Origin of the sequence: Actinoplanes regularis (genome assembly GCF_900188005.1) — a bacterium.
Taxonomy (GTDB): domain Bacteria; phylum Actinomycetota; class Actinomycetes; order Mycobacteriales; family Micromonosporaceae; genus Actinoplanes; species Actinoplanes regularis.
This window is the reverse complement of the sequence record NZ_FZNR01000014.1, coordinates 35,103-61,536: the sequence shown is the minus strand read 5'-3', so window position 1 is coordinate 61,536 and position 26,434 is coordinate 35,103. Positions and strand designations below refer to the sequence as shown.

26 protein-coding genes and 2 tRNA genes are annotated in these 26,434 nt (G+C 69.9%); 19 read left to right on the top strand and 9 right to left on the bottom strand.

Translation table 11 applies throughout. The features are described from left to right. Positions 1 to 120 precede the first annotated feature (120 nt). From CHC09_RS29990 to CHC09_RS29975, 4 genes are read left to right on the top strand one after another with little or no spacing between them, the layout of a single operon-like run. Entirely contained in the window at positions 121 to 1,434 is a 1,314-nt protein-coding gene (locus CHC09_RS29990) for an L-serine ammonia-lyase (protein WP_089296594.1), read from the top strand. Between the two features lie 45 nt (positions 1,435 to 1,479). After that, positions 1,480 to 3,483, top strand: coding sequence for an NADPH-dependent 2,4-dienoyl-CoA reductase (locus CHC09_RS29985; RefSeq protein ID WP_089296593.1), 2,004 nt, complete (start codon positions 1,480 to 1,482; stop codon positions 3,481 to 3,483). 15 nt (positions 3,484 to 3,498) lie between these two features. Beyond that, entirely contained in the window at positions 3,499 to 4,311 is an 813-nt protein-coding gene (locus tag CHC09_RS29980; protein WP_089296592.1) for a crotonase/enoyl-CoA hydratase family protein, read from the top strand. After that, complete coding sequence (locus CHC09_RS29975) at positions 4,302 to 4,856, top strand: PadR family transcriptional regulator (RefSeq protein ID WP_089296591.1); 555 nt, start codon at positions 4,302 to 4,304, stop codon at positions 4,854 to 4,856. The genes CHC09_RS29980 and CHC09_RS29975 overlap by 10 nt, the downstream gene beginning before the upstream one ends. Before the next feature lie 30 nt (positions 4,857 to 4,886). On the opposite strand, the gene CHC09_RS29970 is transcribed toward CHC09_RS29975, so the two are convergent. The 3 genes from CHC09_RS29970 to CHC09_RS29960 form a co-directional block, all read right to left on the bottom strand. Beyond that, positions 4,887 to 6,011 carry a hypothetical protein gene (locus CHC09_RS29970; RefSeq protein WP_143232657.1) on the bottom strand — a complete coding sequence of 375 codons (1,125 nt, stop codon included), beginning with the start codon at positions 6,009 to 6,011 and terminating at the stop codon, positions 4,887 to 4,889. A gap of 94 nt (positions 6,012 to 6,105) precedes the next feature. Further along, positions 6,106 to 6,474, bottom strand: a complete 369-nt coding sequence (locus CHC09_RS29965) for a hypothetical protein (protein ID WP_089296589.1) — start codon at positions 6,472 to 6,474, stop codon at positions 6,106 to 6,108. A gap of 51 nt (positions 6,475 to 6,525) precedes the next feature. Continuing rightward, a complete protein-coding gene (locus CHC09_RS29960; protein ID WP_203833259.1) occupies positions 6,526 to 7,365 on the bottom strand; it encodes a LysR family transcriptional regulator in 840 nt (279 codons plus the stop codon). Positions 7,366 to 7,467: 102 nt separating this feature from the next. Here CHC09_RS29960 and CHC09_RS29955 point away from each other — a divergent pair, with 102 nt between their 5' ends. From CHC09_RS29955 to CHC09_RS29930, 6 genes are all read left to right on the top strand, one after another. Beyond that, on the top strand, positions 7,468 to 8,190 hold the full coding sequence (locus tag CHC09_RS29955; protein WP_089296735.1) for an SDR family oxidoreductase: 723 nt from the start codon (positions 7,468 to 7,470) through the stop codon (positions 8,188 to 8,190). 183 nt (positions 8,191 to 8,373) lie between these two features. Beyond that, positions 8,374 to 8,922, top strand: coding sequence for a GNAT family N-acetyltransferase (locus CHC09_RS29950; protein WP_089296587.1), 549 nt, complete (start codon positions 8,374 to 8,376; stop codon positions 8,920 to 8,922). A gap of 74 nt (positions 8,923 to 8,996) precedes the next feature. Next, on the top strand, positions 8,997 to 9,737 hold the full coding sequence (locus CHC09_RS29945) for a hypothetical protein (protein ID WP_143232655.1): 741 nt from the start codon (positions 8,997 to 8,999) through the stop codon (positions 9,735 to 9,737). Positions 9,738 to 10,108: 371 nt separating this feature from the next. After that, positions 10,109 to 10,717, top strand: coding sequence for a hypothetical protein (locus tag CHC09_RS29940; RefSeq protein ID WP_143232654.1), 609 nt, complete (start codon positions 10,109 to 10,111; stop codon positions 10,715 to 10,717). Between the two features lie 99 nt (positions 10,718 to 10,816). Further along, the gene (locus CHC09_RS29935; protein ID WP_089296584.1) at positions 10,817 to 11,245 is read left to right on the top strand and encodes a hypothetical protein; all 429 of its coding nucleotides are present in this window, start codon (positions 10,817 to 10,819) and stop codon (positions 11,243 to 11,245) included. A 71-nt stretch (positions 11,246 to 11,316) separates the two neighbouring features. Next, a complete protein-coding gene (locus CHC09_RS29930; protein WP_089296583.1) occupies positions 11,317 to 11,880 on the top strand; it encodes a hypothetical protein in 564 nt (187 codons plus the stop codon). 53 nt (positions 11,881 to 11,933) lie between these two features. Here the strand turns inward: CHC09_RS29930 and CHC09_RS29925 are convergent, their stop codons facing one another. Continuing rightward, on the bottom strand, positions 11,934 to 12,935 hold the full coding sequence (locus tag CHC09_RS29925; protein WP_203833255.1) for an RNA polymerase subunit sigma-70: 1,002 nt from the start codon (positions 12,933 to 12,935) through the stop codon (positions 11,934 to 11,936). A gap of 91 nt (positions 12,936 to 13,026) precedes the next feature. Between CHC09_RS29925 and CHC09_RS29920 the strand changes: the two genes are divergently transcribed. Next, the gene (locus CHC09_RS29920; RefSeq protein WP_089296581.1) at positions 13,027 to 13,464 is read left to right on the top strand and encodes a nuclear transport factor 2 family protein; all 438 of its coding nucleotides are present in this window, start codon (positions 13,027 to 13,029) and stop codon (positions 13,462 to 13,464) included. Next, a complete protein-coding gene (locus tag CHC09_RS29915; RefSeq protein WP_089296580.1) occupies positions 13,454 to 13,786 on the top strand; it encodes a TfoX/Sxy family protein in 333 nt (110 codons plus the stop codon). Before CHC09_RS29920 ends, CHC09_RS29915 begins: the two co-directional genes overlap by 11 nt. 5 nt (positions 13,787 to 13,791) lie before the next feature. Here the strand turns inward: CHC09_RS29915 and CHC09_RS29910 are convergent, their stop codons facing one another. After that, complete coding sequence (locus CHC09_RS29910; protein ID WP_089296579.1) at positions 13,792 to 14,817, bottom strand: enoyl-CoA hydratase/isomerase family protein; 1,026 nt, start codon at positions 14,815 to 14,817, stop codon at positions 13,792 to 13,794. An 85-nt stretch (positions 14,818 to 14,902) separates the two neighbouring features. On the opposite strand from CHC09_RS29910, the gene CHC09_RS29905 reads away from it, so the two are divergent. The 7 genes from CHC09_RS29905 (at position 14,903) to CHC09_RS29875 (ending at position 22,686) form a co-directional block, all read left to right on the top strand. After that, positions 14,903 to 14,976 (top strand) — tRNA-Val (locus CHC09_RS29905). A 12-nt stretch (positions 14,977 to 14,988) separates the two neighbouring features. After that, a complete protein-coding gene (locus tag CHC09_RS29900; RefSeq protein ID WP_143232652.1) occupies positions 14,989 to 16,620 on the top strand; it encodes an ankyrin repeat domain-containing protein in 1,632 nt (543 codons plus the stop codon). 37 nt (positions 16,621 to 16,657) lie between these two features. After that, positions 16,658 to 16,730 (top strand) — tRNA-Glu (locus CHC09_RS29895). A gap of 74 nt (positions 16,731 to 16,804) precedes the next feature. Next, complete coding sequence (locus CHC09_RS29890) at positions 16,805 to 18,325, top strand: ankyrin repeat domain-containing protein (RefSeq protein ID WP_089296577.1); 1,521 nt, start codon at positions 16,805 to 16,807, stop codon at positions 18,323 to 18,325. Further along, positions 18,322 to 19,632: an SDR family oxidoreductase gene (locus CHC09_RS29885; RefSeq protein ID WP_089296576.1), complete on the top strand. Its 1,311-nt coding sequence runs from the start codon at positions 18,322 to 18,324 to the stop codon at positions 19,630 to 19,632. Before CHC09_RS29890 ends, CHC09_RS29885 begins: the two co-directional genes overlap by 4 nt. A 2-nt stretch (positions 19,633 to 19,634) precedes the next feature. After that, entirely contained in the window at positions 19,635 to 20,762 is a 1,128-nt protein-coding gene (locus tag CHC09_RS29880; RefSeq protein WP_089296575.1) for a leucine-rich repeat domain-containing protein, read from the top strand. 1,567 nt (positions 20,763 to 22,329) lie between these two features. Continuing rightward, positions 22,330 to 22,686, top strand: coding sequence for a VOC family protein (locus tag CHC09_RS29875; RefSeq protein WP_089296574.1), 357 nt, complete (start codon positions 22,330 to 22,332; stop codon positions 22,684 to 22,686). A 337-nt stretch (positions 22,687 to 23,023) separates the two neighbouring features. Here the strand turns inward: CHC09_RS29875 and CHC09_RS29870 are convergent, their stop codons facing one another. From CHC09_RS29870 to CHC09_RS29855, 4 genes are all read right to left on the bottom strand, one after another. Next, on the bottom strand, positions 23,024 to 23,425 hold the full coding sequence (locus CHC09_RS29870) for a VOC family protein (protein ID WP_089296573.1): 402 nt from the start codon (positions 23,423 to 23,425) through the stop codon (positions 23,024 to 23,026). Next, positions 23,379 to 23,969 (bottom strand): hypothetical protein, encoded by a 591-nt coding sequence (locus CHC09_RS29865; protein ID WP_089296572.1) that lies wholly within the window; start codon positions 23,967 to 23,969, stop codon positions 23,379 to 23,381. Before CHC09_RS29865 ends, CHC09_RS29870 begins: the two co-directional genes overlap by 47 nt. Before the next feature lie 202 nt (positions 23,970 to 24,171). Further along, positions 24,172 to 24,963 carry a YdcF family protein gene (locus CHC09_RS29860; protein WP_089296571.1) on the bottom strand — a complete coding sequence of 264 codons (792 nt, stop codon included), beginning with the start codon at positions 24,961 to 24,963 and terminating at the stop codon, positions 24,172 to 24,174. Beyond that, complete coding sequence (locus CHC09_RS29855; protein WP_089296570.1) at positions 24,960 to 26,432, bottom strand: radical SAM/SPASM domain-containing protein; 1,473 nt, start codon at positions 26,430 to 26,432, stop codon at positions 24,960 to 24,962. Before CHC09_RS29855 ends, CHC09_RS29860 begins: the two co-directional genes overlap by 4 nt. Positions 26,433 to 26,434: the final 2 nt, after the last annotated feature.

The following is a 26,434-nucleotide window of genomic DNA, read 5'->3' as shown; positions in this document are numbered from 1 at the left end:
GCTTTCGCTGGCAGATATCCCGAAAAATCTGGACAAGGCGCCCCGAGCGGTCGATATTCGTGGCGCCCACGAAGCGGCCGCGATCGTCCAGCTTCCCTTCAACCAGCGATAGAGGATCACATGGCCGTCTCCGTCTTCGACCTCTTCTCCGTCGGCATCGGCCCGTCCAGCTCGCACACGGTCGGTCCGATGCGAGCGGCACGGATGTTCACCCGGTTCCTGGACGAGCGCGTGACCGGCGTCCGGGCCGAGTTGTTCGGCTCGCTGGGCGCGACCGGGCACGGCCACGGCACCCCGCGGGCGGTGCTGCTCGGGCTGGCGGGGGAGGAGCCGGAGACGGTCGACACGACTCGCGAACCGCCGGCCGACGGCCGGATCACGCTGCCCTCGGGCGCCGAGATCAGCGTGGATCTGATGCTGCACCGGCGGCGGTCGCTGCCGGAACACCCCAACGGGATGATCTTCACCGCGCTCGGCGCCGACGGCGCCGAGCTGCTGAGCCGCACCTACTTCTCGGTCGGCGGCGGGTTCGTCGTGGATGAGAGCACTTCCACGGTACGTACGGACGACACGCCGCTGCCGCACCCGTTCTCCTCGGGCGCGGAGCTGCTGGAGCTGACCCGGACGACCGGGCTGTCGATCTCACGGCTGATGCTGGTCAACGAGACGGCCTGGCGTCCCGAGTCCGAGATCCGGACCGGGCTGCTCGACATCTGGTCGGTGATGCGTGAGTGCGTCTCCGCCGGTCTCGAGGCCGAGGGGGTGCTGCCGGGCGGGCTGAAGGTGCGTCGCCGGGCCGCCGCGACCGCCCGTCAGCTGCGCGCGGCGGGGGACCCGGCCGTGCACGCGATGGAGTGGCTGACGGCGTACGCGATGGCCGTGAATGAACAGAACGCGGCCGGAGGTCGCGTGGTGACCGCGCCGACCAACGGCGCCGCGGGGATCATCCCGGCGGTGCTCAGCTACTACATGGCGTTCGTGCCCGGCGCCTCGCCCGACGACGTGGTGCGGTTCCTGCTCGCGGCCGGTGCGATCGGGCTCCTGTTCAAGGAGAACGCGTCGATCTCCGGGGCCGAGGTCGGGTGCCAGGGTGAGGTCGGCTCGGCGTGCGCGATGGCCGCCGCCGGGCTGGCCGAGGCGCTCGGCGGCACCCCGGAGCAGGTGGAGAACGCCGCCGAGATCGGCATGGAGCACAACCTGGGGCTGACCTGCGACCCGGTCGGCGGCCTGGTGCAGATCCCGTGCATCGAGCGCAACGGGATGGCCGCGGTCAAGGCGGTGACCGCGGCGCGGATGGCGCTGCGCGGGGACGGCCGTCACCACGTCTCCCTCGACAAGGTCATCAAGACGATGAAGGAGACCGGCGCCGACATGAAGATCAAGTACAAGGAGACGTCGCGCGGCGGCCTCGCGGTCAACGTCATCGAATGCTGATGTAGTCACTTTCTTTACTATGCAACTCTTTGTATAGTCGCGCTCATGACCCGGTACCCGACGCTGCTGAGCCCGCTGGACCTCGGCCACACCACCCTGCGCAACCGGGTGGTCATGGGCTCGATGCACACCAAACTCGAAGACCGCGCCCGTGACCTGCCGAAACTGGCCGCCTACTTCGCCGAGCGGGCGAAGGGCGGGGTCGGCCTGATGGTGACCGGCGGCTACGCCCCGACGTGGCGGGGCTGGCTGTCACCGTTCGGCAGCCAGATGACCAGCGAACGCCACGCCGACGCGCACCGGGTCGTCACCGACGCGGTCCACGAGCACGGCGGCAAGATCCTGCTGCAGGTGCTGCACGCCGGGCGGTACTCGTACCACCCGTTCAGCCTCGGCGCGTCGAGCCGCAAGTCGCCGATCACGCCGTTCAGCCCGCGGGCGATGTCGACGCGGCAGGTCGACCGGACCGTGACGAGCTTCGCGCGCGCGGCGCGGCTGGCCCGGCGGGCGGGGTACGACGGCGTCGAGATCATGGGCTCCGAGGGGTACCTGATCAATCAGTTCCTCGCCGCCCGTACGAACGATCGCGGTGACGCCTGGGGCGGCAGCGCCGACAAGCGGATGCGGTTCCCGACCGAGATCGTCCGCCGCACCCGCGACCTGGTCGGCGACGACTTCATCGTCCAGTACCGGATCAGCCTGCTCGACCTGGTCGACAACGCCCAGTCCTGGGAGGAGACCGTCGAGCTCGCCCGTCGGCTCGAGACCGCCGGTGTGTCCCTCTTCAATACCGGCATCGGCTGGCACGAGGCCCGGGTGCCGACCATCGTCACCTCGGTCCCGCCCGGCGCCTTCACCTGGGTCACCCGCAAGCTGCGGCAGGAGGTGAAGATCCCGGTCATCGCGTCCAACCGGATCAACCGTCCGGAGGCCGCCGAGCGGATCCTCGCCGACGGCGACGCCGACCTGGTGTCGATGGCCCGGCCGCTGCTCGCCGACGCCGAGTGGGTCGAGAAGAGCGCCCAGGGCCGGGAGCGCGAGATCATCACGTGCATCGCCTGCAACCAGGCGTGCCTGGACCACACCTTCCGCAACCAGCGGGCGTCCTGCCTGCTCAACCCCCGGGCCGGGCACGAGACCGAGCTGGTGCTGCTGCCCACCCGTACCGTCCGGCGCGTCGCCGTCGTCGGTGCCGGGCCGGCCGGGCTCGCCGCCGCGATCGAGCTCGCCGGCCGGGGTCACCGGGTCGAGCTGTTCGAGGCGGGTGACTCGATCGGCGGGCAGTTCCGGCTCGCCGCGAGGATTCCGGGCAAGGAGGAGTTCGCCCGGACCCTCGACTACTACCGGCACATGATCGACGTCCGCGGGGTCACCCTGCACCTCGGCGTCCGCGCCACCGTGGACGAACTGGCCGGGTTCGACGAGGTGGTGATCGCGACCGGCGTGCAGCCGCGGATCCCCGACATCGCGGGTGTGGACCACCCGAAGGTGCTCACCTACCAGCAGCTCATCGACGGCGCCCCGGCCGGGGACCGGGTGGCGGTCATCGGGGCCGGCGGAATCGGCTTCGACGTCGGCGAGTTCCTGCTGCACTCGACGGACGAGCCCGTCGAGGACTGGATGCGGCGATGGGGCGTGACCGACCCGGAGACCGCGCCGGGCGGGCTGGCCACCAAGGTGAAGGTGCCCCCGCGCCGCGAGGTCTACCTGCTGCAACGCAAGGAGACCGCGCTCGGCAAGGGGCTCGGGAAGACCACCGGGTGGGTGCACCGGGCCGCCCTGCAGGACTCCGGCGTGACCATGCTGCGCGGGGTGGAGTACCAGCGCATCGACGACGAGGGCCTGCACATCCGGGTGGGGGAGAAGACCCGCGTCCTGGACGTGGACACCGTGCTGCTCTGCGCGGGCCAGGTCTCGGTCCGCGACCTGGTCGCGCCGCTCGAGGAGCGCGGCATCCGGGCGCACGTCATCGGCGGCGCTGACGTCGCGGCGGAACTCGACGCCAAGCGCGCCATCAAACAGGCCACCGAGCTCGCCGCCCGCATCTGATCCAGGGGACCTGACATGAGATACGTAAGCCTGAACATCGAGAACGGCATCGCGCAGGTCCGGCTGAACCGCCCGGACAAGCTCAACGCCCTCACCCTCGACACCTTGCACGAGCTGATCGCCACCGCCCGGCAGCTGCGCCGCGACCGCACCGTGCGGGCCGTCGTCATCGCCGGCGAGGGCCCGTCGTTCAGCGCCGGCCTGGACATCGCCGGTACGCTGCGCACCCCCAGCCGGGTCGCCCGGGCCTTCGTGCCCGCACCCTGGCGCGGCACCAACCTGTTCCAGGAGGCCTGCTGGGCGTGGCGGCGCATCCCCGTGCCGGTGATCGCCGCTGTCCGCGGCCACTGCTACGGCGGCGGCGTACAGATCGCGCTCGCAGCCGACCTGCGCTTCGCCACCGCCGACTCGAAGTGGTCGGTCCTCGAGGGCAAGTGGGGCATCATCCCCGACATGACCGGCATCCGCACCCTCACCGAGATCGTCGGGCCGGACGTCGCGAAGCGGCTCACGATGACCGCGGAACAGTTCAGCGGCGCCGAGGCCGACCGCCTGGGCCTGGTCACCGAGCTGCACGACGACCCGATCAAGGCCGCCACCGTGTTCGCCGAGAGCCTGCTGCCCAAATCGCCGGACGCGCTCGCCGCCGCCAAGCGCCTCGTCGACGGCGCGCTGACCGGCAGCGCCCGGCGGACGTTCGCCCGCGAGCGGTGGGAGCAGCTCCGGCTGCTGCGCCTGCCGAACACCGGCATCCTGCGGCGCGCCGTGCTGAAGAAGGCCACCCCGGAGTTCCGGCCACGGGCCCGTAGGATGCGTCTGTGGCCCTGAGGAACGCCGTGCTCGCGGCGCTGATCGACCGGGAATCGTCCGGGTATGACCTGGCCAAACGGTTCTCGGTCTCGGTCGCTAACTTCTGGACCGCCACGCCGCAGCAGCTCTACCGCGAACTCGACAAGATGGAGTCCGAGGGGCTGCTCGCGGCGCGGGTGGTCAAGCAGGAGAAACGACCGGACAAGCGGCTCTTCTCGGTCACCGACGCGGGACGGGCCGCGCTGTTCGACTTCACCCGGCAGGAGCCGAAACCGACCACGGTCCGGGACGAGCTGTTGGTCCAGGTGGAGGCGCTGGCCTGGGCCGACGTCGCCAGCGTCCGTACGTCGATCGAGTCCCGGATCAAGCAGAGCGAGCAGCGCGTCGAGACGTACGAACGCTCGCTCGCCGAGATTCTGGGCAGCCGGAGCCACGAGGAGTTCCTCGCCACCGGGAACCGGATCGGCCCCTACCTGACGCTCCAACGTGGCATCAGCTTCGAACGGGACAACATCACCTGGGGCGAGCTGGCGCTGCGGGTCCTGCGGGCCCGCTCGGGCTGACCGGAGCAGCCCGAGCGGACGCGGCCGCGCTCACGACGTCCGGGCTCCGGACGGGAGGCTCGCGAGCGCGACCATCCGGTGCATGACCGGGACCGGGATGGCGGGGTTGCGGGCGGCGTGCTTGGCACCGCGGACGTCGAGCAGCAGCATCACCAGGGCGGCCGGCGAGATCGACGGATTGACCCAGGCCCGTAGCCGGACGCGTTGATCGGCGTCGACGGCGAGTCTCCGAACCGACTCCGGCGACAGGCGCCGGTCCTCGGCGGCGGCCCTGCGCACGATCGGATCGAGGTCGTGGCTGAGCTGCTCGGCCACGGCGCTCGTGGAGGCCGGGTCGGCGAGGGCGAGAGCCCGCATCCGAGGGTTCGAATCCGTCACGTAGCGCAGCAGGCCCTCGCGGGGGAAGTTGGGGTGACTCCGCGGCCGGCCCGGGAAGGACAGGCTCCCCTCCCACCAGCCGGCCACCTCCAGAAGCATCTCCGCCGGCGCGTCGTCGCACGACTCGGCGAGGAAGAGCCGCACGATGCGATCCTCGTCGCGGGCGAGCACCGCCACCACGTCGGCGGGCAGATGGGGCGCCCGTGCGACGCTCCGCCGGATCAGCAGCTTCGGCGAGGCCGCGAGCCGGCGCATGGCTTCGGCGTTCTCGTGCAGGGCGCCGACCCACCAGAGCGCGGTCGTCACGTCGCGCGGGTCGATCTCCGGCACCTCGGCCGCCATCGCCGCGATCTCCTCCGGCGTCCCGGGCGGCGTGGCGTCGGCGTGCGGCGCCCTTCCGACGCCGCGGCCACCGCGGGTGAGCCGTCGGGCGGCCTGCTGTTCCCCCGCGAGCTCGGCGAAGAGCTCGCGCTGCCGCGGATCCGGCGTGGCGGCGACGAGCCGGTCCCACTGCGCGGCGGAGAGGCGGCCGGATTCCGCGGCGGCGGCGCGCACCTCCCCGGCTTCGTGGACGACCGCGGCCTCCATCACCTCGGGCGGCAGGTCCTCCCGCTGAAGGAAGCCGGCCTCGCCGGCGTCGAGCAGGCCGAGGAGTACGTCGACAGGGGCCGAGGGATTGAATCCGAGCCCGAAGAGCCAGGAGTGGGCTGATCGCGGGTCGAGGTCGGTGGCCGCGGTCAACCTGGTCCAGGGCGCGGCAGCATGTGTATCGGTCATCGAGGAAAAGGGTATTCGACTGCTTACCGGAACCCCTCGGGACCTGTAGTGATCTATAGGGATCTATCGTGCGGGGCTCGGTGCCCTTCTCGCGTCATCTGCGATACAGAAGAACACCGCCGTTGTACAACGCGCAGTAGCGCTCGAAGCCCTTTTCCGTGGTGTCATACCAAACGGAGACGGCATTCTCCTCCTCGGGCACGACCCAGGACTCGTCATCGTGCAACATCTCGACTCGGTGTTCCGGGCTAACCGGGGCGGCGTCGTTCCGCGGCAGTCCTCGAAACTGATAGAGAGCGATGAGTTCCTCGGCGAGCAGGGAGTTCAGGACGCTTCGGGCTCTGTCGCGTGCCATTTCGGGCGAGGTGATTTCATCGGTGGCCCGCGCCGTGAAGGCGGCATCCCAGAGACCCGTGAAATCCTCGATACCCGACCACAGGAGATCCTTCACCAGATCGGCCATATGCCGTCGTCATTCCCTTCTCGATCGGAGCCTGGTTCAGCGCCGCTGCTGTCACAGCCGGGCTGCGGTACGGACGAGGCCGGCGACGGCCCGGGAGCGGCTGTGCGCGGGCCAGGCGAGGACGGTGGTGACGTGCGACGCGTCGGTCAGGGGAACGGCCGCGTGCGCGCTCCAGAGCCACGATCGGGAAGAGGCGCAGAGGACGGCCAGCGTATGCCCCAGGGCGATCAGCTGGGCCAGTTGCGACAGGTCGTGGATCTCGGGGCCCGGGCCGGGTTCGTAGGTGCCGTCGTGACGGGGCCAGCGGGCGACCGGCAGGTCCGGCACGTCGCTGAGGTCGGCCAGGGTCAGAGCGGTGCGTGCGGCGAGGGGGTGCCCGGCGGGCAGGATGGCGACCTGTTGTTCCGTCAGCAGGTCCTCGGTGTCGAAGCCGGCGAGGGCGTCGAAGGGCCGCTGCATGAGCGCCGCGTCGGCGCGGCCGTCGCGCAACATTCGGGCCTGCTCTCCCATGCCGCACAGCAGCACGTCGATCTCGGCTGCCTCGGGTTCGGTGGCGTGGGCGTCGAGAAGCTTCCGCAACAGTTCGTGATTCGACCCGGCTTTCGTCGCCAGGGTCAGGCGTTTCGTGGAGGACGCGGCGCGACGGGTCCGGCGGGCGGCCGCCGCCGTCGCGTCGAGGATGACGCGGGCCTCGTCGAGCAGCACCCGACCCGCACCGGTGAGCGTGACGCTGCGGCGGTCGCGTTCGAGCAGGGTGACACCGAGGCGCCGTTCGAGCTGCTGAATCGCCCGGGACAGGGGCGGCTGGGCGATGCCGAGGCGCTCGGCCGCCCGGCTGAAGTGCAGTTCCTCGGCGACGGCGACGAAGTATCTGAGTTCGCGGGTCTCCATCGTGTCCACCGTGACGACGGTAGCGCGGTGATACCGGCCGGGTATGACAGCGCACCTACTCGGTGTAACAACGTCGCTCGTCGTGGAGCCACCATGGGCGGCATGAGCGACAAGAAGACCGCGCTGGTGACCGGCGCGAACAAGGGACTCGGATACGAGATCGCGGCAGGGTTGGGTGCACGGGGTCACCGCGTGGCGGTGGGGGCCCGCGACATGGCTCGGGGTGAGGCGGCCGTGAAGGCGCTGCACGCCGCGGGGGTGGACGCGTTCGCGGTCCCGCTGGATGTCACGAGAGACCGGAGCGTGGCCGAGGCCGTGGACCTGATCGGACGCCTGGACGTTCTCGTCAACAACGCCGGCATCTCGGGCGAGACCGGACCGGGATGGGTACAGGATCCGACCGCGCTCGACCTCGATGTCGTCCGTGCGGTCGTGGAAACCAACGTCTACGGCGTGATCCGGGTGACCAATGCGATGCTGCCGTTGTTGCGGCGCTCGGCGTCGCCGCGCATCGTCAACATCTCCAGCAGCGTCGGGTCGGTGACCTGGCAGACGGACCCGAACATCGAAGTCGGCCCGATCATGGCGGCCTACTCGCCGACGAAGTCGTACCTGAATGCTGTCACCGTGCACTACGCGCGACAGTTCGCCGGCACGGGAATCCTCATCAACGCCGCCTGCCCGGGCCTGGTCGCCACCGACTTCACCGGCTTCCAGGGCCGGCCCGCTCGGGAAGCCGCGGCGACCGCGATCCGGCTCGCTACGCTCCCCGACGACGGACCGACCGGCTCATTCTTCAACGACGCCGGCGTCATCCCCTGGTGAGAGGGACCGCGCCGGCGTAAATGGGGTTCACTTCATCTCGGCTGAGCGTCACCTGAGTCGGGCTCAGGTCAGCCACAGCACATCGCTCCGATGATCGAGGTACGACGATCAGTTCCATGAGGAGGTCGAACAGCCGGTGCGGCCCGACCCATCCGCGGCGCGTCCCAGCCGCGTCGCTCGCCGATGACCTACGTGATCCGCCGGATGACCCCCGGTGAGTGGCGCGAACTTCGTGCGATCAGGCTCGAGGCGGTGCGTGACACCCCTACGGCCTTCAGTTCCTCGTACGCCGATCTGGCCGGCCACACCGACGTCTTCTGGCAGGAGCGGGCGGCTGGGGAGGCGACCTCTGACCATGGCGCGACCTTCGTCGCCTGCGATGAGAACAACGACTGGGTGGGATCGGCGAGCGCCGAGCCCTTGGCGGAGGTGCCGGACCACGCGCACATCCATGCCGTCTATGTTCGTGCGGGCCACCGGGGGCCGACCGGCCTTGGCGCCCGTCTCGTCGAGGCGGCGATCCGTTTCGCGGAGCAGCGCATCGACGTCTCGCGGCTGACGCTCGGGGTCCACGAAGGCAATGCCCGGGCGCTGGCGTTCTACCGGCGAATCGGATTCCGGATGACGGACAAGGTGATCCCGTACCGGCCCAACCCGGTCGAGCGGTGCCACATCATGGAGTACAGCGACTTCAAGCAGCCACTGTCCGGCTCAAAGGAGCGTCGACGCTGACGGTTGGCCGGTCCGGGCCGATGTGAGAGGCCGCTCCCGCCGTCGGGCGGTCGCGGGCGTGCCACAATCCGGGCATGCCTTGGTGGCGGCAGCCAGACTGCCCGGTGCGGCCGGTCGAACGGGACTGGATCGAGCGGTCGATGGACTGGCTCCTGGCCGAGTTCGGCACCGACCGGCTGCACGCGGAGGTGGTCCTGCCCACCGACGACTACTTTCCCGGCGCCTACCGGGGCACGCGGGAGGACGTCCAGGCGGTTCTGGTCCGGCTCTGCGCCCACATGAAGATCGACCCCGCACGAGTCGACCTGGAACACGACGAGACCGACGACCGCCCCGAACTGTCGGCGCACGTGCCGATCCACATGGCCGGGACGGGCGCGGCCGGGCATCACCGCGTCCGCGACGGCCGGTCGGTCATCGGGATCCGCGACGATCAGGCGGCCCGTCCCATGGCGCTGGTGGCGACCCTCGCTCACGAGCTGGGCCATGTCCTGCTGCTGGCCGACGGCCGGATCTCCGCCCAGCAGCAGGATCATGAACCACTGACCGATCTGTTGACCATCTTCTTCGGCCTCGGCATCTTCAGCGCCAACGCCGCGTTCGACTATTCGCGAGAAGCCCGCGGCGCCTACGACTACACCCACACCAGCCGACTCGGATATCTGACCGAACCGATGTACGGCTACGGGCTTGCCCGGTACGCGTGGCTACGCGGTGAGCCGGACCCGGAGTGGGCACGCCATCTCGACACCAATCCACGCACCTTCCTCAAACGCGGCCTCCGATACCTGGCCTCCACGCGGCGAACGACCTGACTTTCCGCGCCTCCCGGTCCCGGTGAAAGCCGAGCGTGAAAACCACCCAGCGCGCCACAGCGGGATCGGCCTCGTCACGGAGCCGAACCCGCATCAGCGAAACCGTGGACGCGTGGCGTCAATGAGCCGGATTCGGCTAAATGACGAATGCTCGGGTGGGTCTTCAACATCGCAAACCAAATTGTTCACGGCGTATCGGGCGTGACCGGACGCGTGATGTGCGGATCGGTCGGCCATCCCATGCTCAATTGATCGCCGGATCAATAAAAACCCGAACGAGTGATACTCGTTATTGCCTGGCAGAAGCCACAATGACGGCGTCGTGGGCCGCCGAACAGGGGTGCCAACTACCTCAAACAAGGTGAGATTTCGTGTCGTACCAAACTCCACTCGAAGATCAAAAACGCTCAGGCGGCCGCGCTGCCAAGATCATTGGCGTGGCCGTAGCCGCGTTGGGCCTGATCACTGGTGCTGTAGCGCTTCGAACGGCAATGCTTTCCAACGACACGGAAAAGATCAAGAACGAGCAGGCCAAGATCCAGAAGGGCGTTCGGGAAAACCGGCAGCGGACCGACGATCTTACGGAACAGGTCAATCAGATCGGGGATTCCGGCAAGGCGGCGAAATTCCTGTCGGGCACGTGGCGAGGGACCTATCGCTGTGGCCAAGGTTTGACCGGCATGGAGTTGATCATCTATATCGTAGACTCGCGTACCCTCCGTGCGACCTTCAATTTCTTTCCGGTGGCGTCGAATCCTGGCGTGCCCCGGGGCTCGATTGCGAAGAAGGGCACCTACGACAGTTCGTCATTCACCCTTCAGGGCGACTACTGGATCGAACAGCCTGCTGGCTATGGCATGACCGAGGACTCGGCTACGTTCGACAGTTCTGGGCCGGAGGCTATCGCCGGCCAGATCAAAGGCTGCCACAACTTCGAGATCAAGAAGGTGTCTGCGGACAGCCAGCCGCCTCCCGTGTAGCTCCTGTACAACCGCGCCCCAGTCCGCTGAGGTCGAAACAACCGGGGGCCATCGCGGACGGGAAGTAGCTCGGATGCCCGGGGCTCTACGCTGCCTGGCGTGAGTGACCACTTCGAGATTGTCATCAGCTGCTTTCTCGGCGCCGACACACCGGACCATGTGCTTGATGAGCTGCGGTGGCATCTTGGATCGGTGGAGCAGCGACCCGCGCATCTGGGCGAGGAGACCGCGCCCTACCCGCTGCTCTACCCGGATCCGGAAGGCCGCCTGCCCGGCGGCGACGTGGCACGACTGCGACTGCATCGCAATGCCACTACCGCTGATGGACGTCACGAATGGGGGCTCTATGTCCGGACCTGCTATGTCGACGACGAAATGGGTGAGGTCGGGACCGTTCTCGATCTCATCGCGCCGTACGTGTCCGGGGAAGGGCCTCGGTACGGAGGCGGCGTCCGAGACATTCTGAACGGTGACCTGCCCGGCATCATCACGTTCGCCGACGGGGGGTACGCGATCGGACGCTGGTAGTTGACTCAATGCCGCCCGGATCCGGTTCTCGTGGCCGCTGCTGACGTGACGGTATCGGCAATGATGAGCAGATGGATATCGCCGAGGACACCCTGTGGAAGACCGGCAACCTCGGGCGGGATTGGCGGCGCTGGGCCAGATGGCTGATCTCCATAGCCGTGATCGGTGGGAGCGGTCTGCTCGTGATCTGCTTCGATCGGCCGATCCTCGGCTCTTCGCTGACCGGTCTGGCGGTCCTGCTGCTGGTGATCGCCGTGGCTCTGTGGGTGTACGACTACACCAGCGTCGTAGAGGCGCGCATGGTCGACGATCCCGAGCCGGTGATCTGGATTCGGACGGTCAGCGGCCGAGAGGAGCGGTTCACCCCGGACAGCATGGTGACGGTCACCCTGGTGTGCACTCCGTTCGCCAGCGGTCCCGACACGAGCAACGAAGAACGTGCGTTCTTCAACCAGCAGTATCAGAAAGCCGTGTTGCGCCTGCGGACACGGGACGGGCGCCGCCTCCACGGGCGGACTGCGCCCTATGTCAGCGTGGCAGAGATGGATCAGGTGATGGCCGCCTGGCTCCGCGTGTGCCCGCAGGCTCACCAGTACCGCGAATATCGCCCCGTCGGCACCGGGACCGGCGACTGAACCTCGGCGCCGACCGCCGCAGCGGCCGGGTACCCGCCCGCATCACCGGGCGCTCATGTCGGGTAGCCCGAAGCGGGTAGTCCGAAGTAGGCCAGCAGGTGGTTGGTGTGGAAGCGGGTCACGGCACCGATCCGGTCCCCGGCCAGGGTGAGCACGATCAGTCCGGCCGGGCCGGCGGTCGTCCCCTCGGACCCGGCGAAGTAGACGCCGAACGCAGGCTGGGCGTTGGCACGGGTGGGCACCAGGGCGACGCGTCGGGTGCGTTGGAACGCGAGGCTTGCCCGGAGGAAGCCGGTGATCGCCGGGATGCCGTGGTATTCGTGGGGCGCGGGCGGCATGCTCAGCCAGGCGTCGTCGGTCAGCAGGGCGACGAGCCGTCCGAGGTCGGCCGCGACGAACGCCTCGGCGAAACGGCGGGTCAGCCGCCGCTCGGCGGCGGAATCCGGCGTCGGCCGGCCGGCGGTGCGCCGTGCGTTGAGCGTGGCGCGGGCTCGTTGCAGAGCGCCCTTCACCGCTGCCTCGGTGGTGCCCAGCATGTCGGCGACCACGGCGTTGGGGTAGCCGAGTACGTCCCGCAGGACCAGGGCCGCAGCCTGCCGCGGTGGTAGTCGCTGAAGCGCAGTCACGAACGCGAGTTCGACCGCCTCGCGGGTCTCGTACCGCGCCTGCGGGCCCGGTGCCGGCTCGGGCAGGTGATCCAGCAGCGCGTCCGGGTAGGGCTGCAGCCAGGTGACCTCGCCGCGCCTGCTCGGCTCCGGCGCCTGGAACGGTGCCACCGGCTCGGCCGGGATCCGCCGGCCGGCGTCGCGCAGCGCGTTGAGGCAGCGGTTGGTCGCGATCCGGTACAGCCAGGTCCGCAGCGACGCCCGCCCCTCGAAGCGGTCCAACCCCCGCCACGCCGCGATCAGCGTCTCCTGGACCATGTCCTCGGCGTCGGTGAGCGAGCCGAGAAGGCGGTAGCAGTGCAGCCGCAGCTCAGCCCGGTGCGGCCCGACAAGCTCCGCGAACGCGTCCGCGTCACCGGCCCGGGCGCGCTCGAGCGCGGTCTCGCTCACGAAGGAAATCCTGCCAGTTTCCCGCCCAGCGGTCCGTCCCGGCCATCCGCGGTGTCTGAACCATCGGAGCGACCCACGAGAAGGAGACACCATGACCGACGACAGCCGCGCGCTGCGGACCGCCCTCGCCTACCACGAGGCGTGGACCACGAAGGACCTGGAACGAGCCATGTCCTATATCGCTGCCGACATCGTCTGCGACGCACCGGCCGGCCGCATCGAGGGCATCGACGCCTACCGGGCTTTCCTGGCGCCGTTCCTGCGGATCCTGCGCGACGCCAGGATGATCGCCGCTTTCGGCGACGACGAAACCGCACTGATGATGTACGACACGAGCACCACACCGGTGCCGAGCGCCCCGGGCGCCGAGTGCGTCACCGTCAAGGCCGGCAAGATCATCTACAGCCGGTTCCTCTTCGACCGCGCACCGTTCCAGGCAGCCCGGCAACGGCCTGAACCTGCCCATCAGCCTGCGGTACCGGCAGCACACGGCCGAGGCGCCGGGGGAGACTCTGCTGATGGCGTATGACGTCGGGCTGGCCGATCGGGTCCGAGCGGTGATGCGAGCTGAGTCCGGTCTGACCGAGCGCCGCATGTTCGGCGGGCTCGCCTTCCTGCTCCACGGCAACATGGCCGTCGCCGCGAGCAGTCAGGGCGGCCTACTGCTCCGCGTCGACCCGGCTCAGGTCGAAACCTTGATCAACGAGCCGCACGTACGCCGCTTCGAGATGCGCGACCGGAAAATGACCGGCTGGCTCCACATTGGCGACGAGGCGGTTGAGGAAGACGACGCCTTGCGAAGCTGGGTGGATCACGGCGTCACGTACGCGCGTTCGCTGCCTCCCAGATAAGCCGGTCAACTGCCGTGTGCGGGCTGGGCGAAGCAGGCGTCGATCAGGCCGGGGGAGACCTCGGCCAGCGTCGGCGGCCGCCAGCGTGGGTTGCGGTCCTTGTCGATGATCTGGGCCCGGATGCCCTCGGCCAGATCCGGCAGGCGCAGCATCGCCGCGGAGAGCCGGAGCTCCTGGTCCAGCGCGGCCCGGAGATCGGGCAGGTGCGCGGCCGTACGCAGGGAACGCAACGTGATCGTCAGCGCGGTCGGGGAGCGGGTCGCGATCTCCTTGGCGGCCGCCTGCGCTCCCGGCGCGGGATGCGCGGCCAGGCGGGCGACGATCTCGCTGACCGAGTCGCCGGTGTAGCAGGCGTCGATCCACTCCCGGGCCGCGCCGAACTCGCCCGGCGGCGGGGTGGTGGCGAGGGCTTCGACCAGGTCCGGCGCCTCGATCAGCCGGGTCAGCTCCGCGGCGGGTACGTAGTGGTCGGCCAGACCGGCGGCGATCGCGTCGGCCGCGCCGACCGGCGAGCCGGTCAGGGCCAGGTGTGTGCCCAGCTCGCCGGGCGCGTGCGAGAGCAGCCACGATCCGCCGACGTCGGGATGCATGCCGATGCCGACCTCGGGCATCGCCAGCCGGGAGCGCTCGGTGACCACCCGCACCGAGGCGTGCGCGGAGATTCCGATGCCGCCGCCCATGACCAGGCCGTCCATCAGGGCGACGATCGGTTTCGGGAACGTCGCGACGGTCGCGTTCAGCCGGTACTCGTCGGCCCAGAAGTCCAGTGACGCCGTACCGCCGGAGACCGCGTCCGCGTGGATCGCCCGGATGTCCCCGCCCGCGCAGAGCCCACGCTCCCCGGCCCCGCTGATCAGCACGGTCCGCACCTGTGCCGACTCCGCCCACTCGGCCAGCGCCCGGCGCATGATCGTGACCATCTCGGCGGTGAGCGCGTTGATCGCCTTCGGCCGGTTCAGGATCAGGTGCCCGACGGGCCCGCTCACTTCGACGATCACCGGTTCAGTGCTCGCCCGATCTTCGGTACGCATGATCCTTTTATAGCGCCCGGACTCGGGACGCCCCGTCGCCGTCCCTTCCCGGTCACCGCCATGATCTTCTAAGCTCTGCGGCGGCGGGCCGTAGCGCAGAGGTCGACGCACCGCTTTGACAAGGCGGAGGACGCCGGTTCGATTCCGGCCGGTCCGCCACCCTCGTGACAAGTGAAGCGGGTAGGGGTGGATCTCAGCGAGCGGTGGGATCGCGAGCAGTACGCGACAACGATGGCGTACGCGTCGCCGGCCGGAATGATCCGTGCAGCCACCGCGGCTCGCCTCGCCGGGGATTGGCGTGCCACGTCCACCGCGGCCGCGGTGGACGTGCATGTCGATCTGCGAGACGTGCAGGCACGGTTCGGTGCGGACGCGGTCGCGATGATCGAGGCCGATCTGGCCGGGTTCGCCCCCGACCTCCTGCGCCGGCACCTGCCCCGCAACGGCGTGGCGGCGCTGGTGCCGGGCATGACCGTCGTGCTGTCCCGGTGGCCGGAGCCGTTCCGTGCGCCGAAGCCGGTTCGCGTGCCGGGCCGCGTGTTTCGCTGGCCGGGCCGCCTGGTTCGCCCGCCCGGCACTCCGGCCCTGGTGGTGAGCACACCGTCGAGCGGGAGCGCGGCGCAGCGGCTCGCGTTGCGGGTCGCCGACGTCAGCCGCCTTTCCGGCAGCTGGCTGGACCTGCCGACGTGGGCGTGGCACGCCGGCGCGGTGGCCGAGCGGCGCTGGGCGTACGGCGCCTCGGAACAGCGGTTGCCGTGGCATCACACCGACGGAACGCCGTACCACCAAGAAGTCCCGCCCTCGGCGGACCGGGACCGCGCCGCCGAGTTCGAAAGGCTGCTCGCCGCGACCGTACCGGGGAAGATGTTCGATCTTTTTCGATCGGCCGGTATCGAAGCCGAGGCGCGTGACCCTCGGTTTCCCGGGATGTTCGCTGCCTTGCAGGATCGGCTTCCGGTGCTGGCCGCCGAGGCGCGCAGGCTCGCCCACCGGTACGGCGAACTGCTGCGCGGCTCCGCCTCGGAAGCGGTCGCGTTCGAGTTCAGTTGGGGAGGACTCGGACTCGCGGTGCCCCGGGACGGATCGGCGCTGCGGGCCGGCTGGGATGGGTCCGGATGGGCGGACCGGGCCGCCGTGGCCGGGTTCGGGCTCGCCGCCCCGCGGGACGTGGCCCTGCTGCGTTGGGGAGTGATCACTCCCGACCAGTTGCATCCGCTCGTGCACGAGGCGCTGTTCCCCGGCCGGACCCAGGACTGGCAGCCGATCGTGCATGACCCGTATCCGCGGTTCCGGGTCCGGTGCGGCACGGAGTGGCACTGGATCGAGGCCGCCGGCGCGAGCGTGTACACCCGGCACCACGACAATGCCGAGGCTGAACTCAACGGCTGCGCCAGGGCGCTGATCGGGTTCCGTACCGGTGGAAAGGGCGTGCCGAAGGAGATCCGCAGGCTGCGGCGGCGCATCTTCGCCCGGGCCCTGCACGGTGACACCGAGGGCGTTCTGATCGACGTGGACGCTGGCTGCGAACCGGGGCTGCGCGACGAGCAGGGCCGCACGCTGCTGCACTGGCTCGCGCACCTGGACCACGAGCGCGTGCTCCCGGTGCTGTTGGCGGGTGGTCTGTCGCTGGAGGCTCGGGACCACGACGGGCGGACGCCGCTTCATGTCGCGGCTCAGTCGGCCGCCGAGGAGGTGATGGCCGCGCTGGTCGCCGCGGGTGCCAGTGCGGACGTGCGGGACTCCGGTGGCCGGACCGCCGCGTGGCTGCTCGCCAGAGCCCGTGAACGCGAAGAGCGTCACTGATGCCACGCTCGTGATGATCATCTAAACTGCCGGGCGGCGGGCCGTAGTGCAGAGGTCGTCACGCCGCCCTCTCAAGGCGGAGGACGCCGGTTCGAATCCGGCCGGCTCGCCACCCCCAGGACGAGCGAGGCGGGTAGGGGTGGATCTGCACCGGCGGTCGGCCCGCTCGCGATACGCCAGGACCATGCGGTACGCGTCGCCGGCCGGAATGATCCTGGAGGCCACCGCCGCCCGGCTCGACGGGGACTGGCGTGCCGCCTGTGCCGCCGCCGCGGTGGACGTGCACGTCGATCTCCGGGACGTGCGGGCCCGGTTCGGTGCGTACGCGGCGGCGATGATCGAGGCCGACCTGGCCGGGTTCGCCCCCGACCTGCTGCGCCGGCACCTGCCCCGCGAGGACACGGCGGTGCTGTCACCGGACGTGCGCGTGGTGCTTTCCCGACGGTCGGAGCCGTTCCGGCGGCACGGCCTCCCGGTGCTGGTGGTGGCCACGCCGTCCAGCACGGACGCGGCGCAGCGGCTGGCCCTGCGGGTCGCCGACGTCGGCGACCTGTCCGGCAGATGGCTGGACCTGCCGGCGTGGGCGTGGCATGCCGGCGCTGTGGTGGAGCGGCGCTGGGCGTACGGCGCCTCGGAGCAGCGGTTGCCGTGGCATCTGGCCGACGGAACGCCGTACCACCAGGGAATCTCGGCCCCGGCGGACCGGGACCGCGCCGCCGAGTTCGAAAGGCTGCTCGCCGCGACCGTACCGGAGAAGATGTTCGACCTCTTCCGCTCGGCCGGTATCGAAGCCGACGAGCGTGACGCCCGGCTCCCCAAGGTGTTCGCCGCGCTGCAGGACCGGCTTCCGGTGCTGGCCGCCGAGACGCGCCGGCTCGCCCACCGGTACGGCGAGATGCTGCGTGAACACGGCTCGGACGCGGTCGTGCTCGGGTCGGGCAGGTGGGCCGGAGGTCCCGGACTCGCGGTGTCCCGGGACGGATCGGCGCTGCGCGCCGTCTGGGACTGGTCCAAGTGGACGGAGCGGACCACCGTGGCCCCGTTCGGGCTCGCCGCTCCGCGGGACGTGGCCCTGCTGCGCTGGGGAGTGATCACTCCCGACCAGTTGCATCCGCTCGTGCACGAGGCGCTGTTCCCCGGCCGGACCCAGGACTTGCGGCGGTTCGTGCACGACCCGTTCGCGAGGTTCCGGGTGCGGTGCGGCACGGAGTGGCACTGGATCGAGGTGGCCGGCGCGAGCGTCCAGACCCGGCATCACGACGATCCGGAAGCTGAACTCAACGGTTGTGCCAGGGCGTTGATCGGATTCCGTACCGGCGGGAAGGGTTTGCCGAAGGAGATCCGCAGGCTGCGGCGGCGCATCTTCGCCCGGGCCTTCAACGGCGACACCGAGGGCCTGCTGACGGACCTGAACGCCGGCTTCGAACCGCGGCTGCGCGACGGTGAGGGCCGAACGTTGCTGCACTTGCTCACCTACCTGGACCATCAGCGCATGCTTCCGGTCCTGCTGGCCGCCGGCCTGTCGCTGGAGGACCGGGACCTGGGCGGGCGGACCCCACTGCACTCCGCGGCGCGATTGGGCGCCGAGGAGGTGATGGCCGCGCTGATCGCCGCGGGCGCCCGTGCGGACGCGCGGAACTCGGGCGGCCAGACCGCCGCCCAACTGCTCGCCACCGCCCGCAAGAGCCCGGGATTCTCCTGGTGAAGCGGGAAGAGTTGGCGGCCTGCCTCGCCGCGCTGGGCCGCCTCGACGATCCGGAACTGGACCCGGCCGACCGGCTGCTGCTCGAACGCGCCGTCACCTCCGCCGCCCGGAAGATCAAGCAGCGGGCGAAGGCGCGGCGGTCGACGGAGACCCGGGCCGCCGACCGGGCCCTGCTGTCGGCCGCGACCCGGTTCCACACCGAGATCCCGGCCACGGCCCCGGCCGCCGATCCCGCCGGGCCGCCGATCGGCACGCTGCGCCGCGCCCGGCGCTGCTACGTCTGCAAGAGCGAGTACCGCCAGGTCGACGCCGACTACCACCTGCTCTGCCCGGCCTGCGCCGAGGAGAACCGGACCTGGCGGCACGCCCGCACCGACCTGACCGGCCGCACCGCGATCGTCACCGGCGGCCGGGTGAAGATCGGCTTCCACACCGCGCTGAAGCTGCTGCGGGACGGCGCCTCGGTGGTCGTCACCACCCGCTTCCCGGTCGACGCCGCCCGCCGGTTCGCGGCCGTGACCGATTTCGCCGAGTGGTCCGGCCGCCTGCACGTGTACGGGCTCGACCTGCTCGATCTGGCCGCCCTGCACGGATTCGTCGGGTTCGCCGGTCGTCACTTCACCGGCCTGGACATCCTGGTCAACAACGCCGCGCAGACGCTGTACCGGCCGCCCGCCTACCACCGGGAGCTGCGTGCCGCCGAGGCCGCCGAACTGCCCGGCGCGGCCGCCCAACTGGTGATCGCCGACTCCGCGCCGGCCGCCGTGCAGGCGCTCTTCCCGGCCGGGCTCGTCGACGAGACCGGGCAGCCGCTCGACCTGCGGCCGGTCAACTCGTGGACGCTGCGCGACGGCGACGTGAGCCCGCACGAGTGGCTCTCCGTGCACGTGGTCAACGCGTTCGCGCCGTTCCTGCTCACCTCCCGGCTGCGGCCGCTGCTCGCGGCCGGTCCGCCCGGGCACCGGCACGTCGTGCAGGTCTCCGCGATGGAGGGCAGCTTCTCCCGTACCGGCAAGACCGTCCGGCACCCGCACACCAACATGGCGAAGGCATCGCTGAACATGCTGGTCCGCACGTCGGCCGCGGACTACGCCACCGACGGGATCCTGATGAACGCGGTCGACACCGGATGGGTCACCGACGAGCGGCCGCACCCCGACAAACAGCGTCACCGGGCCGCCGGGTTCCGGCCGCCGCTGGACGTCATCGACGGCGCGGCCCGCGTCTACCATCCGATCGTGACCGCCGCGCGCGGCGAGCCGATCGGCGGAGAATTCCTCAAGGACTACCGGAGCGTGCCCTGGTGACCATGCCGATCCGTTGCCCGGTGATCCAGAATCCCGACGCCGGCCTCGCCCCGCCGTCCGATTTCGATCCGCTGATCGTCTGGCTCACCGATGCGACGCCGGAGCGCGGTCCGGAGGTCTTCCCACGCGGAGTAGTGCAGGCTGACGGGCGGCTCGACCTGTGTAAACAGGGTGTCGGGCCGCTTCAGGTAGGCCGGATCGCGGCGGCCGCGGCCGGGTCGCCGCACGTGCGGCACCTGCTGCTGGGCACCAACGCGCTCGGTGCCGAGGGGATCGGGGCGGTCGCCGAAGCCCTGCGGCCCGGGCACGGGATCGAGACGCTCTACCTGGGCTGCAACCGGATCGGACCGGACGGGGTGGCGGTCCTCGCGGACCGGCTGGCCGGGGACGACACGGTGCGCGCGCTGTGGCTCAAACGCAATCCGGTGGGGGATGAGGGAGTGGCGCGGCTTGCGGCCGCGCTCTCCGGAAACCCTTGCCTGCGTACGTTGGATCTGGTCAATACCGGACTCACCGTGACCGGGTTGACTGCCCTGACCGATGCCCTGGTCGCCGGCGGATCCCGTCTGCAGCGGCTCTTCCTCGGCGGAAACGGGTTCGGGCCCGAGGTCGTGCCGGTGCTCGCGCGGTTGATCCACGAGGCCGGTGTCCACGATCTCTACCTGGCGGCGAACCATCTCGGTGACGAGGGGGTGTCCGCGTTGGCGGCCGCGGCGGACGGGGTGCCGGTGACGCTGGGGCTCGGTGGAAACGGTGTGACCGCGGCCGGTGCCGGTGAGTTGGCTCGGCACTGTGGGGAGTGGCAGGCTCTCGACCTGAGCCGGGCGCCGTCTGAGCGGGTGCTCGGCGCCCGGCCCAACGAGATCGGTGATGAGGGTGCGGCGGCTTTTGCCGCGGCCCTGCCGACGGCGCGGCTCCGGCGCTTGGACCTGCGCCTGACCGGGGTTCGTGGCCGTGGGGCGAAAATGCTGGTTGATGTGATCGCTTCTGGTCACCCGACGTTGGAGTACCTCGGTATCAACGGTGGTGTTCCGCGCCGTCAGCGGCGGCGGGTGGCTGGGTTGTTGGCGGATCGGGAGCCGAGCGGTCCGCACCCTGACATTCAGGCGGTGGCGAGCGTCTATCGCTGAGCCGCGCTTCGCATCCTGACGGTCGCGGGTGTCTGTCGCTGGGCCGCGCGCTGGGGTCCGGGAGGTCGTGGGCGTTGCGCGTTCCGTGGTCTGGGGTCGGGTGGTTGCGGGTGGCTGTGTTGAGCTTCGCATCCTGACGGTCGCGGGTGTCTGTCGCTGGGCTGTGCTCCGCGCCCTGACACCCAGACGGACGCGGGCGTCGATCGCTGAATCATGCTTCGGCCCGGTCGTGCGGTTCCGTTTCCCTGCCGGTGTCCTCAGACGAGGGCTGGCACGTGATGTCCTCGCTGGAAATCGCTTTCAGCGAGACTGTCGAGGCGTCCTTGTCGGCTGGTATACGTTATTGCGGAAATAAAGGTTGGCATGTTCCGACACTGACGAATCGGGGCGGGGCTGCGAGAGAATAAGTGCATGGGGCAGCTGTCATTGTTCGGCAGGTCGGAAATTGCTGCGATGCGCGACCGGACCAAGGCTCGGAATTATTCCGCGGAACGTGATGAATTTCGCCGTGAGCACGAGCGTCATCGCGCTTGGGGCCTCCAGCAACGCCACGCCACGAAGCTTCGCCGGATCCGGCAGAGCCGCTCGGCTGCTGCCGCCGAGAGCGTTTCGCCGCGCGCCGTCGCAGCCGCTGTACCGCCGCCGGCTTCGGCGGTGCAGCGGCCAGCTGCTGCCTTGCGGCCAGCTGCTGCCTTGCGGCCAGCTGCTGCCTTGCGGCCAGCTGCTGCCTTGCGGCCAGCTGCTGCCTTGCGGCCAGCGTCTTCCCTGACACCGATCCGGGAATCGGAGCCTTCGGAGTCAAAGGTCTACTCGTCAGAGCCGGCAAACGCCGTATCAGCGCATGCGCCGCAAGCCCGGACATCGCCCCCGCGGCCGCGACCGGCAATCCCGGCGTCATGGCCGAACCCGCCCTCCCCGGGGACTCCTTCGTTCGCATGTAGCGGGCCGCGACCGACGGCACTGGGGCAGCGGCCGGGGTTACTGGCGCAGCGCCGGAGGGCACTGCGGCCGGTGGAACCGGGGCAGCGGCCAGGGACAGTGCGGCCGGCGGCAGCGAGGCGACGGTCGGGGACACCGCGGTTGGCGGCAGCGAGGCGACGGTCAGGTACACCGCGGTTGGCGGCAGCGAGGCGACAGCGGGGTACACCGCGGTCAGGGAGCTTGCTACCCGATTTTCGGTCGGGGCTGCAGGAGCCAGCCCTGCCGCGAGCGACTCACGGTGGGCTTTCAATGAATAAGGGTGGGCACCGCGTATTGGTGGTTGCGGTGGCACTCGGCGATATTCGGTATGTGCGGATCCGCGATAATCACGGTGCGGGGGCTGGGGTTAAGTCAGGCGGAATTTGTTTGTTCCAATGTTGTTATTTGTTTCCTGGTGTGTCGGCGATAAGGGGAGCGCGAAATGTCTTTCGGAATCGTGCGCCGCCGGGAAACTTTCTTCTTTAGCGCGGTCCGGCATGTTTGAGATGCGCCATGGGTGCTTCTTGCCATCATCGCGTGCACAGCGCACGTCGTCCTGGCTCACGTGCTGCCGTGCGTACTCTCCTCGTCGTCGTAGCCTGGTCGCATGAGTGTGGACCTGTTCGCCGGGATTCCGGTGCGTGATCGGGCCGTTTCGATGGCCTGGTACGAGCGGTTCTTCGGCGGTCCGCCGGCGTTCCTGCCGAACGATGTGGAGGCGGTGTGGGAGGTTGCCGAGCACCGGTTCGTGTACATCGAGGTGCGTCCTTCGGCTGCCGGTCATGCCCTGAACACGCTGTTCGCCGAGGACTTCGACGGTCGTCTCGCCGGGATCGCGGGGAGGGGGCTGGAACCGGCCGAGGTCGAGACCTACGACAACGGCGTGCGTAAGGCGATTTTTCGCGATCCCGACGGGAATGAGATCGGTCTGGGCGGGGCGCCGGCAGCAGGGCAGCACCGGTGACGGTCTGTCGGAGCCATCATCGAGCGCGCTAAACGTGTGTGCGGGCCCGCCGGGCACCCGCCCGGGGTTGGCCGTTTGGTCGGCTGCGGATCAGGCGCGGTTGATGTGTGTGGGCCTGGTGGGCAGCGGTTGCGGGGTTGGTCGTTGGTCGGGTGCGTATCGGACGCAGTTGATGTGTGTGGGCCTGGTGGGCAGCGGTTGCGGGTTGGTCGTTGGCCGGATGCGTATCAGGCGCGGTTGATGTGTGGGCCTGGTGGGCAGCGGTTGCGGGGTTGGCTGTTCTGCCGGGTGCGGATCGGGCGGGTAGGGGTGTGAGTGGGGGCTGCCGGGCCGCAGGCTAGCCGTTCGACCAGGTGCGGGTGGAGAGCGTAAGGCGGTAGCCGTCGGGGTCGGCGATGGTGACGCCCCAGCGATCCCAGTAGTCGCCCTGCGCGACACGCTGGCCGCCCGCCTCGATGAGTGCGGTGATCAGGGACTCGTCGATCGGGGTGGCGAGGTAGAGCACCAGCAGGTCCTCGTTCGTCGGGGACGGTTCGGCCGTGAGGTTCGGGCCGCCGAGCAGCTCGAGGTGCCAGGAGGCGCCGGGCCAGCCGAGCATGAGCAGGTCGTGCTCGCCGGGTGTCTCGGCGGTTGACCGGTAGAGGACGTGCAGGCCGAGCCCGCCGGCGTAGAAGCGTTCGGCCGCGGCGAGGTCACGACTGGGCCGGGCGATCCGGAGCGCTGCGGTGGGATTGATCATTTCCACAGCGTACGGTTCGGCGGCGGCGCCGGTAGTAGTGGATCGTGACGGCGCCGAGCAGCGGGCCCCACAGCACCAGCGGGCCGTAGCACGTCCAGAAGGCGAGCTGTTGCCAGGCGTTCATGTGTAGGCCGGTGTTGACGGAGCCCTCGATCGAGCGACCTGCGGCGATCATCGACAGGCTGTAGGTCCAGAGCAGAGTGAGCACCGTCGCGCCGATCCCGGCCGGTAGGACCGCGGCGGCGATCCGGATTCGTCGGCCGCCGAGCCACGGGACCCAGCGGGGGATCATCTCGCCCCAGGGTGCGACCAGACCCACGGTCAGGTAGGCGAGCAGCTCGCTCACTACGGTCAACGCGATCGGGTACCACCAACCGGTGATGAGCTCGAGGTTGTCATGCCGTGCCGCGGTGGCCGTCGTGTTCAGCGGCACGTGCGCCACGGCGCTGAGGATGCGCCAGATCCCGCTCGGCACCACGGTCAGCGCGGCGCCATGGGCGGCGAGCACGGCCCAACGGGGTACATCGGGAAGCGAAGTCTGCACGCTCGCACTCTCGGCGCACCCCGCTGTGATCGTACTGAGTCAAGCTGTGGGGGTTTCTCAGGCGGGACGCCGGGCGCTCACAGCGCCGGCCGGGACGAACACCACGCCCGCCGCGGCCGGCACGACGGTCTCCGCGAGGGAGCCGGCGGCCTGCACAAGTCCGATGTGGATACGAGAAGCGGTGGGTCAGGACGAACGTCCTTCAGGTGTAGGTGTCCGCCCACCGCTGATCGGCAGGCCGAGGTGTCCCCACTCCCGCGTCGTGAAGGGATGCGTACGCTCGCTCGACCTCGGCCGGCACCGTCACGTGGGCGATGAAGCCGCGCCCTGCCGGCCCGTAGCCGGTGCGGTCATCGGTGAGCCGGGGAATTTCCCCCATCAGCAGGGAAACGTACCGGTCCAGCGGCCACATGCCCTCTGGCGGCGTGCGGAACCCCAGCCCGCCGTCGATCAGATCGACGTGGGTCCGGTGCGCAGCGAAGTTCACGACTTGTGCGCTGGGCGCGGACAGCCGGAATCCGGCGTCCATGCGCCGTTGCATCGAGGCGTCCTGGATCAACAGGATCCGCTGATGTGGAACGCCCTTTGCGGCGAGCAGTGCCAGAGCGTTGCGGACATTGTTGCCGCAATTTGTCGACTCGTGTTCCAGGAGGTCGGCGTGAACGCCGTATTCTTCCCCGAGATAGCGATCGAAGAGGGCGGCCTCGGTCAGGCCCGCGACATCGTCCCAGCCCATCCGGTGCCGCATCGCGGTACGCAGGACGTCGGTGGAGTGGCCCTGTCCACCGACGATCATGAAGCAGGCGGCGAGGCCGTCGGCGATGGCTCGGGCGAATAGGTCACCGCCTGCGAGGATGTTGCCGCCGAAGAGGATGGCGACGTCCAGTTCGCCGTTGGCCGCCTCTCCGACAGCGTCGCGGCTCAGCACGCTGACATCGCGCTGAGCGCAGAAGTCGACGAGAGTGTTGAGGTGCGCGGCCTCGGTTTCGATCATGGATTCGAGGATAGGCCGCGCCCCGAGTTCGACCGGGATTCCGGCGGCGCCGGTTCGTCCCGGAACTGGTCGTGGTGGGAGAAGACGAAGCCGTCCGGAGCGGGTTCGCGCAGGCCCGCCGCGATCATGCGGGGCAGGTTGAGTCGCCAGCGCCGGCCCTCGGCGTCCCGTTCCGCCTGCGTGCCGTCGAGGTGGCGTTTCGGGCAGCCGCCCCAGCACACCGGCAGGAACGAGCAGCGGGCGCAGGTCGGCAGCGTGGTCGGGTCGAACTCGTCCCACCAGGTGCGGTCGGGAAACTCTCGAGGGGCGAGCGGGAGCAGGCGCCGGCCGCCGCCGAACTCGCCGACCGCCCGATGGGCCTCGCCGACCTGGAGTCCGCACCGGTACTCGAGCCCGTCGGCGCCGACGACTGTCGAGTCGTCGGCGAGGGCGCCGCACACCGACGTACGGGGGAATGGAAAGCCTTCGACGATGTCCTGGCGGTCCCGGCAGCGGTCCGGGAGTTCCGCGTCGGCCAGGGCCTGAAGCTCCTCGAACCGTTCGGCGGTCAGCTCGTGCGGGCGCAGGAACGCCGCACGGTCGCTGTACGCGGCAAGCTTCGCGACCATGAACACGCACCGGAAGGGCGCGTCGAACCAGCCGCGCCGCTTCGCGAAGTCGATGAACCCGGGCAGGTCGCCGGCGTTGCCGTGGTCGGCGTTGAACCGGAGGTCGACTCGGGTGTGCCGGAGCAGGCGGTCGACGAGCGCGACCGCTTTGTCGAACGACGAGGTCTCGTCGGCCGGCTGGTGACCGGCACGGTAGCGGCGCCGGCGGTTGTGATTGTCGGCCAGGCCGTCGAACGAGATCTGCACCTGCCGGATGCGGTGCCGTGTCACGAACGCGCCGACGTCGTCCGGCCAGTGCGTGCCGTTGGAGACGACCGAGGCGTGGTACGTGACCTCCTCGGCGCGGCAGAACTGCTGCAGGGCGGCCGACGCCTGCTCCAGGAACGGCAGGTTCATCAGCGGCTCGCCGCCGTACCAGTCGACGTGCAGGCTGCGTTTGTGCTGCCGGTGCAGCCGGTCACGGGCGATCGCCACGAGACGATCGGCGTCGGCGACGGCCAGCGCGTCCGGCGAACGTGACTCGTAGCAGTAATAGCAGCCGAGGTTGCAGTCCATCGTCGTGGTGACCGTCAGCGCCACGGGAGCGCCGCCGCGGGCGGCCCGGTACCGATCGCGGATCTCGGCCAGTTCGTCGAAGGCCGGATCGAGCAGGAAGCCGCCGCGGCGCAGGGTGCCGGCCAGTTCAGCCCCGAACGCGTCCTCGGGCACCACCGTCGGCGGGCCGCTGAGCAGTACGGACAGCTCGTCGGCGTCGGCGCCGTCGATCCGCAGCGCGCTGCCGGTGCTGGTGTTGAACAGCGCGTACCCGGTCGGCAGTGGAATCCGGAAGGTGTAGCGCGAGGTGGCGAGGCCGGCGCCCATGG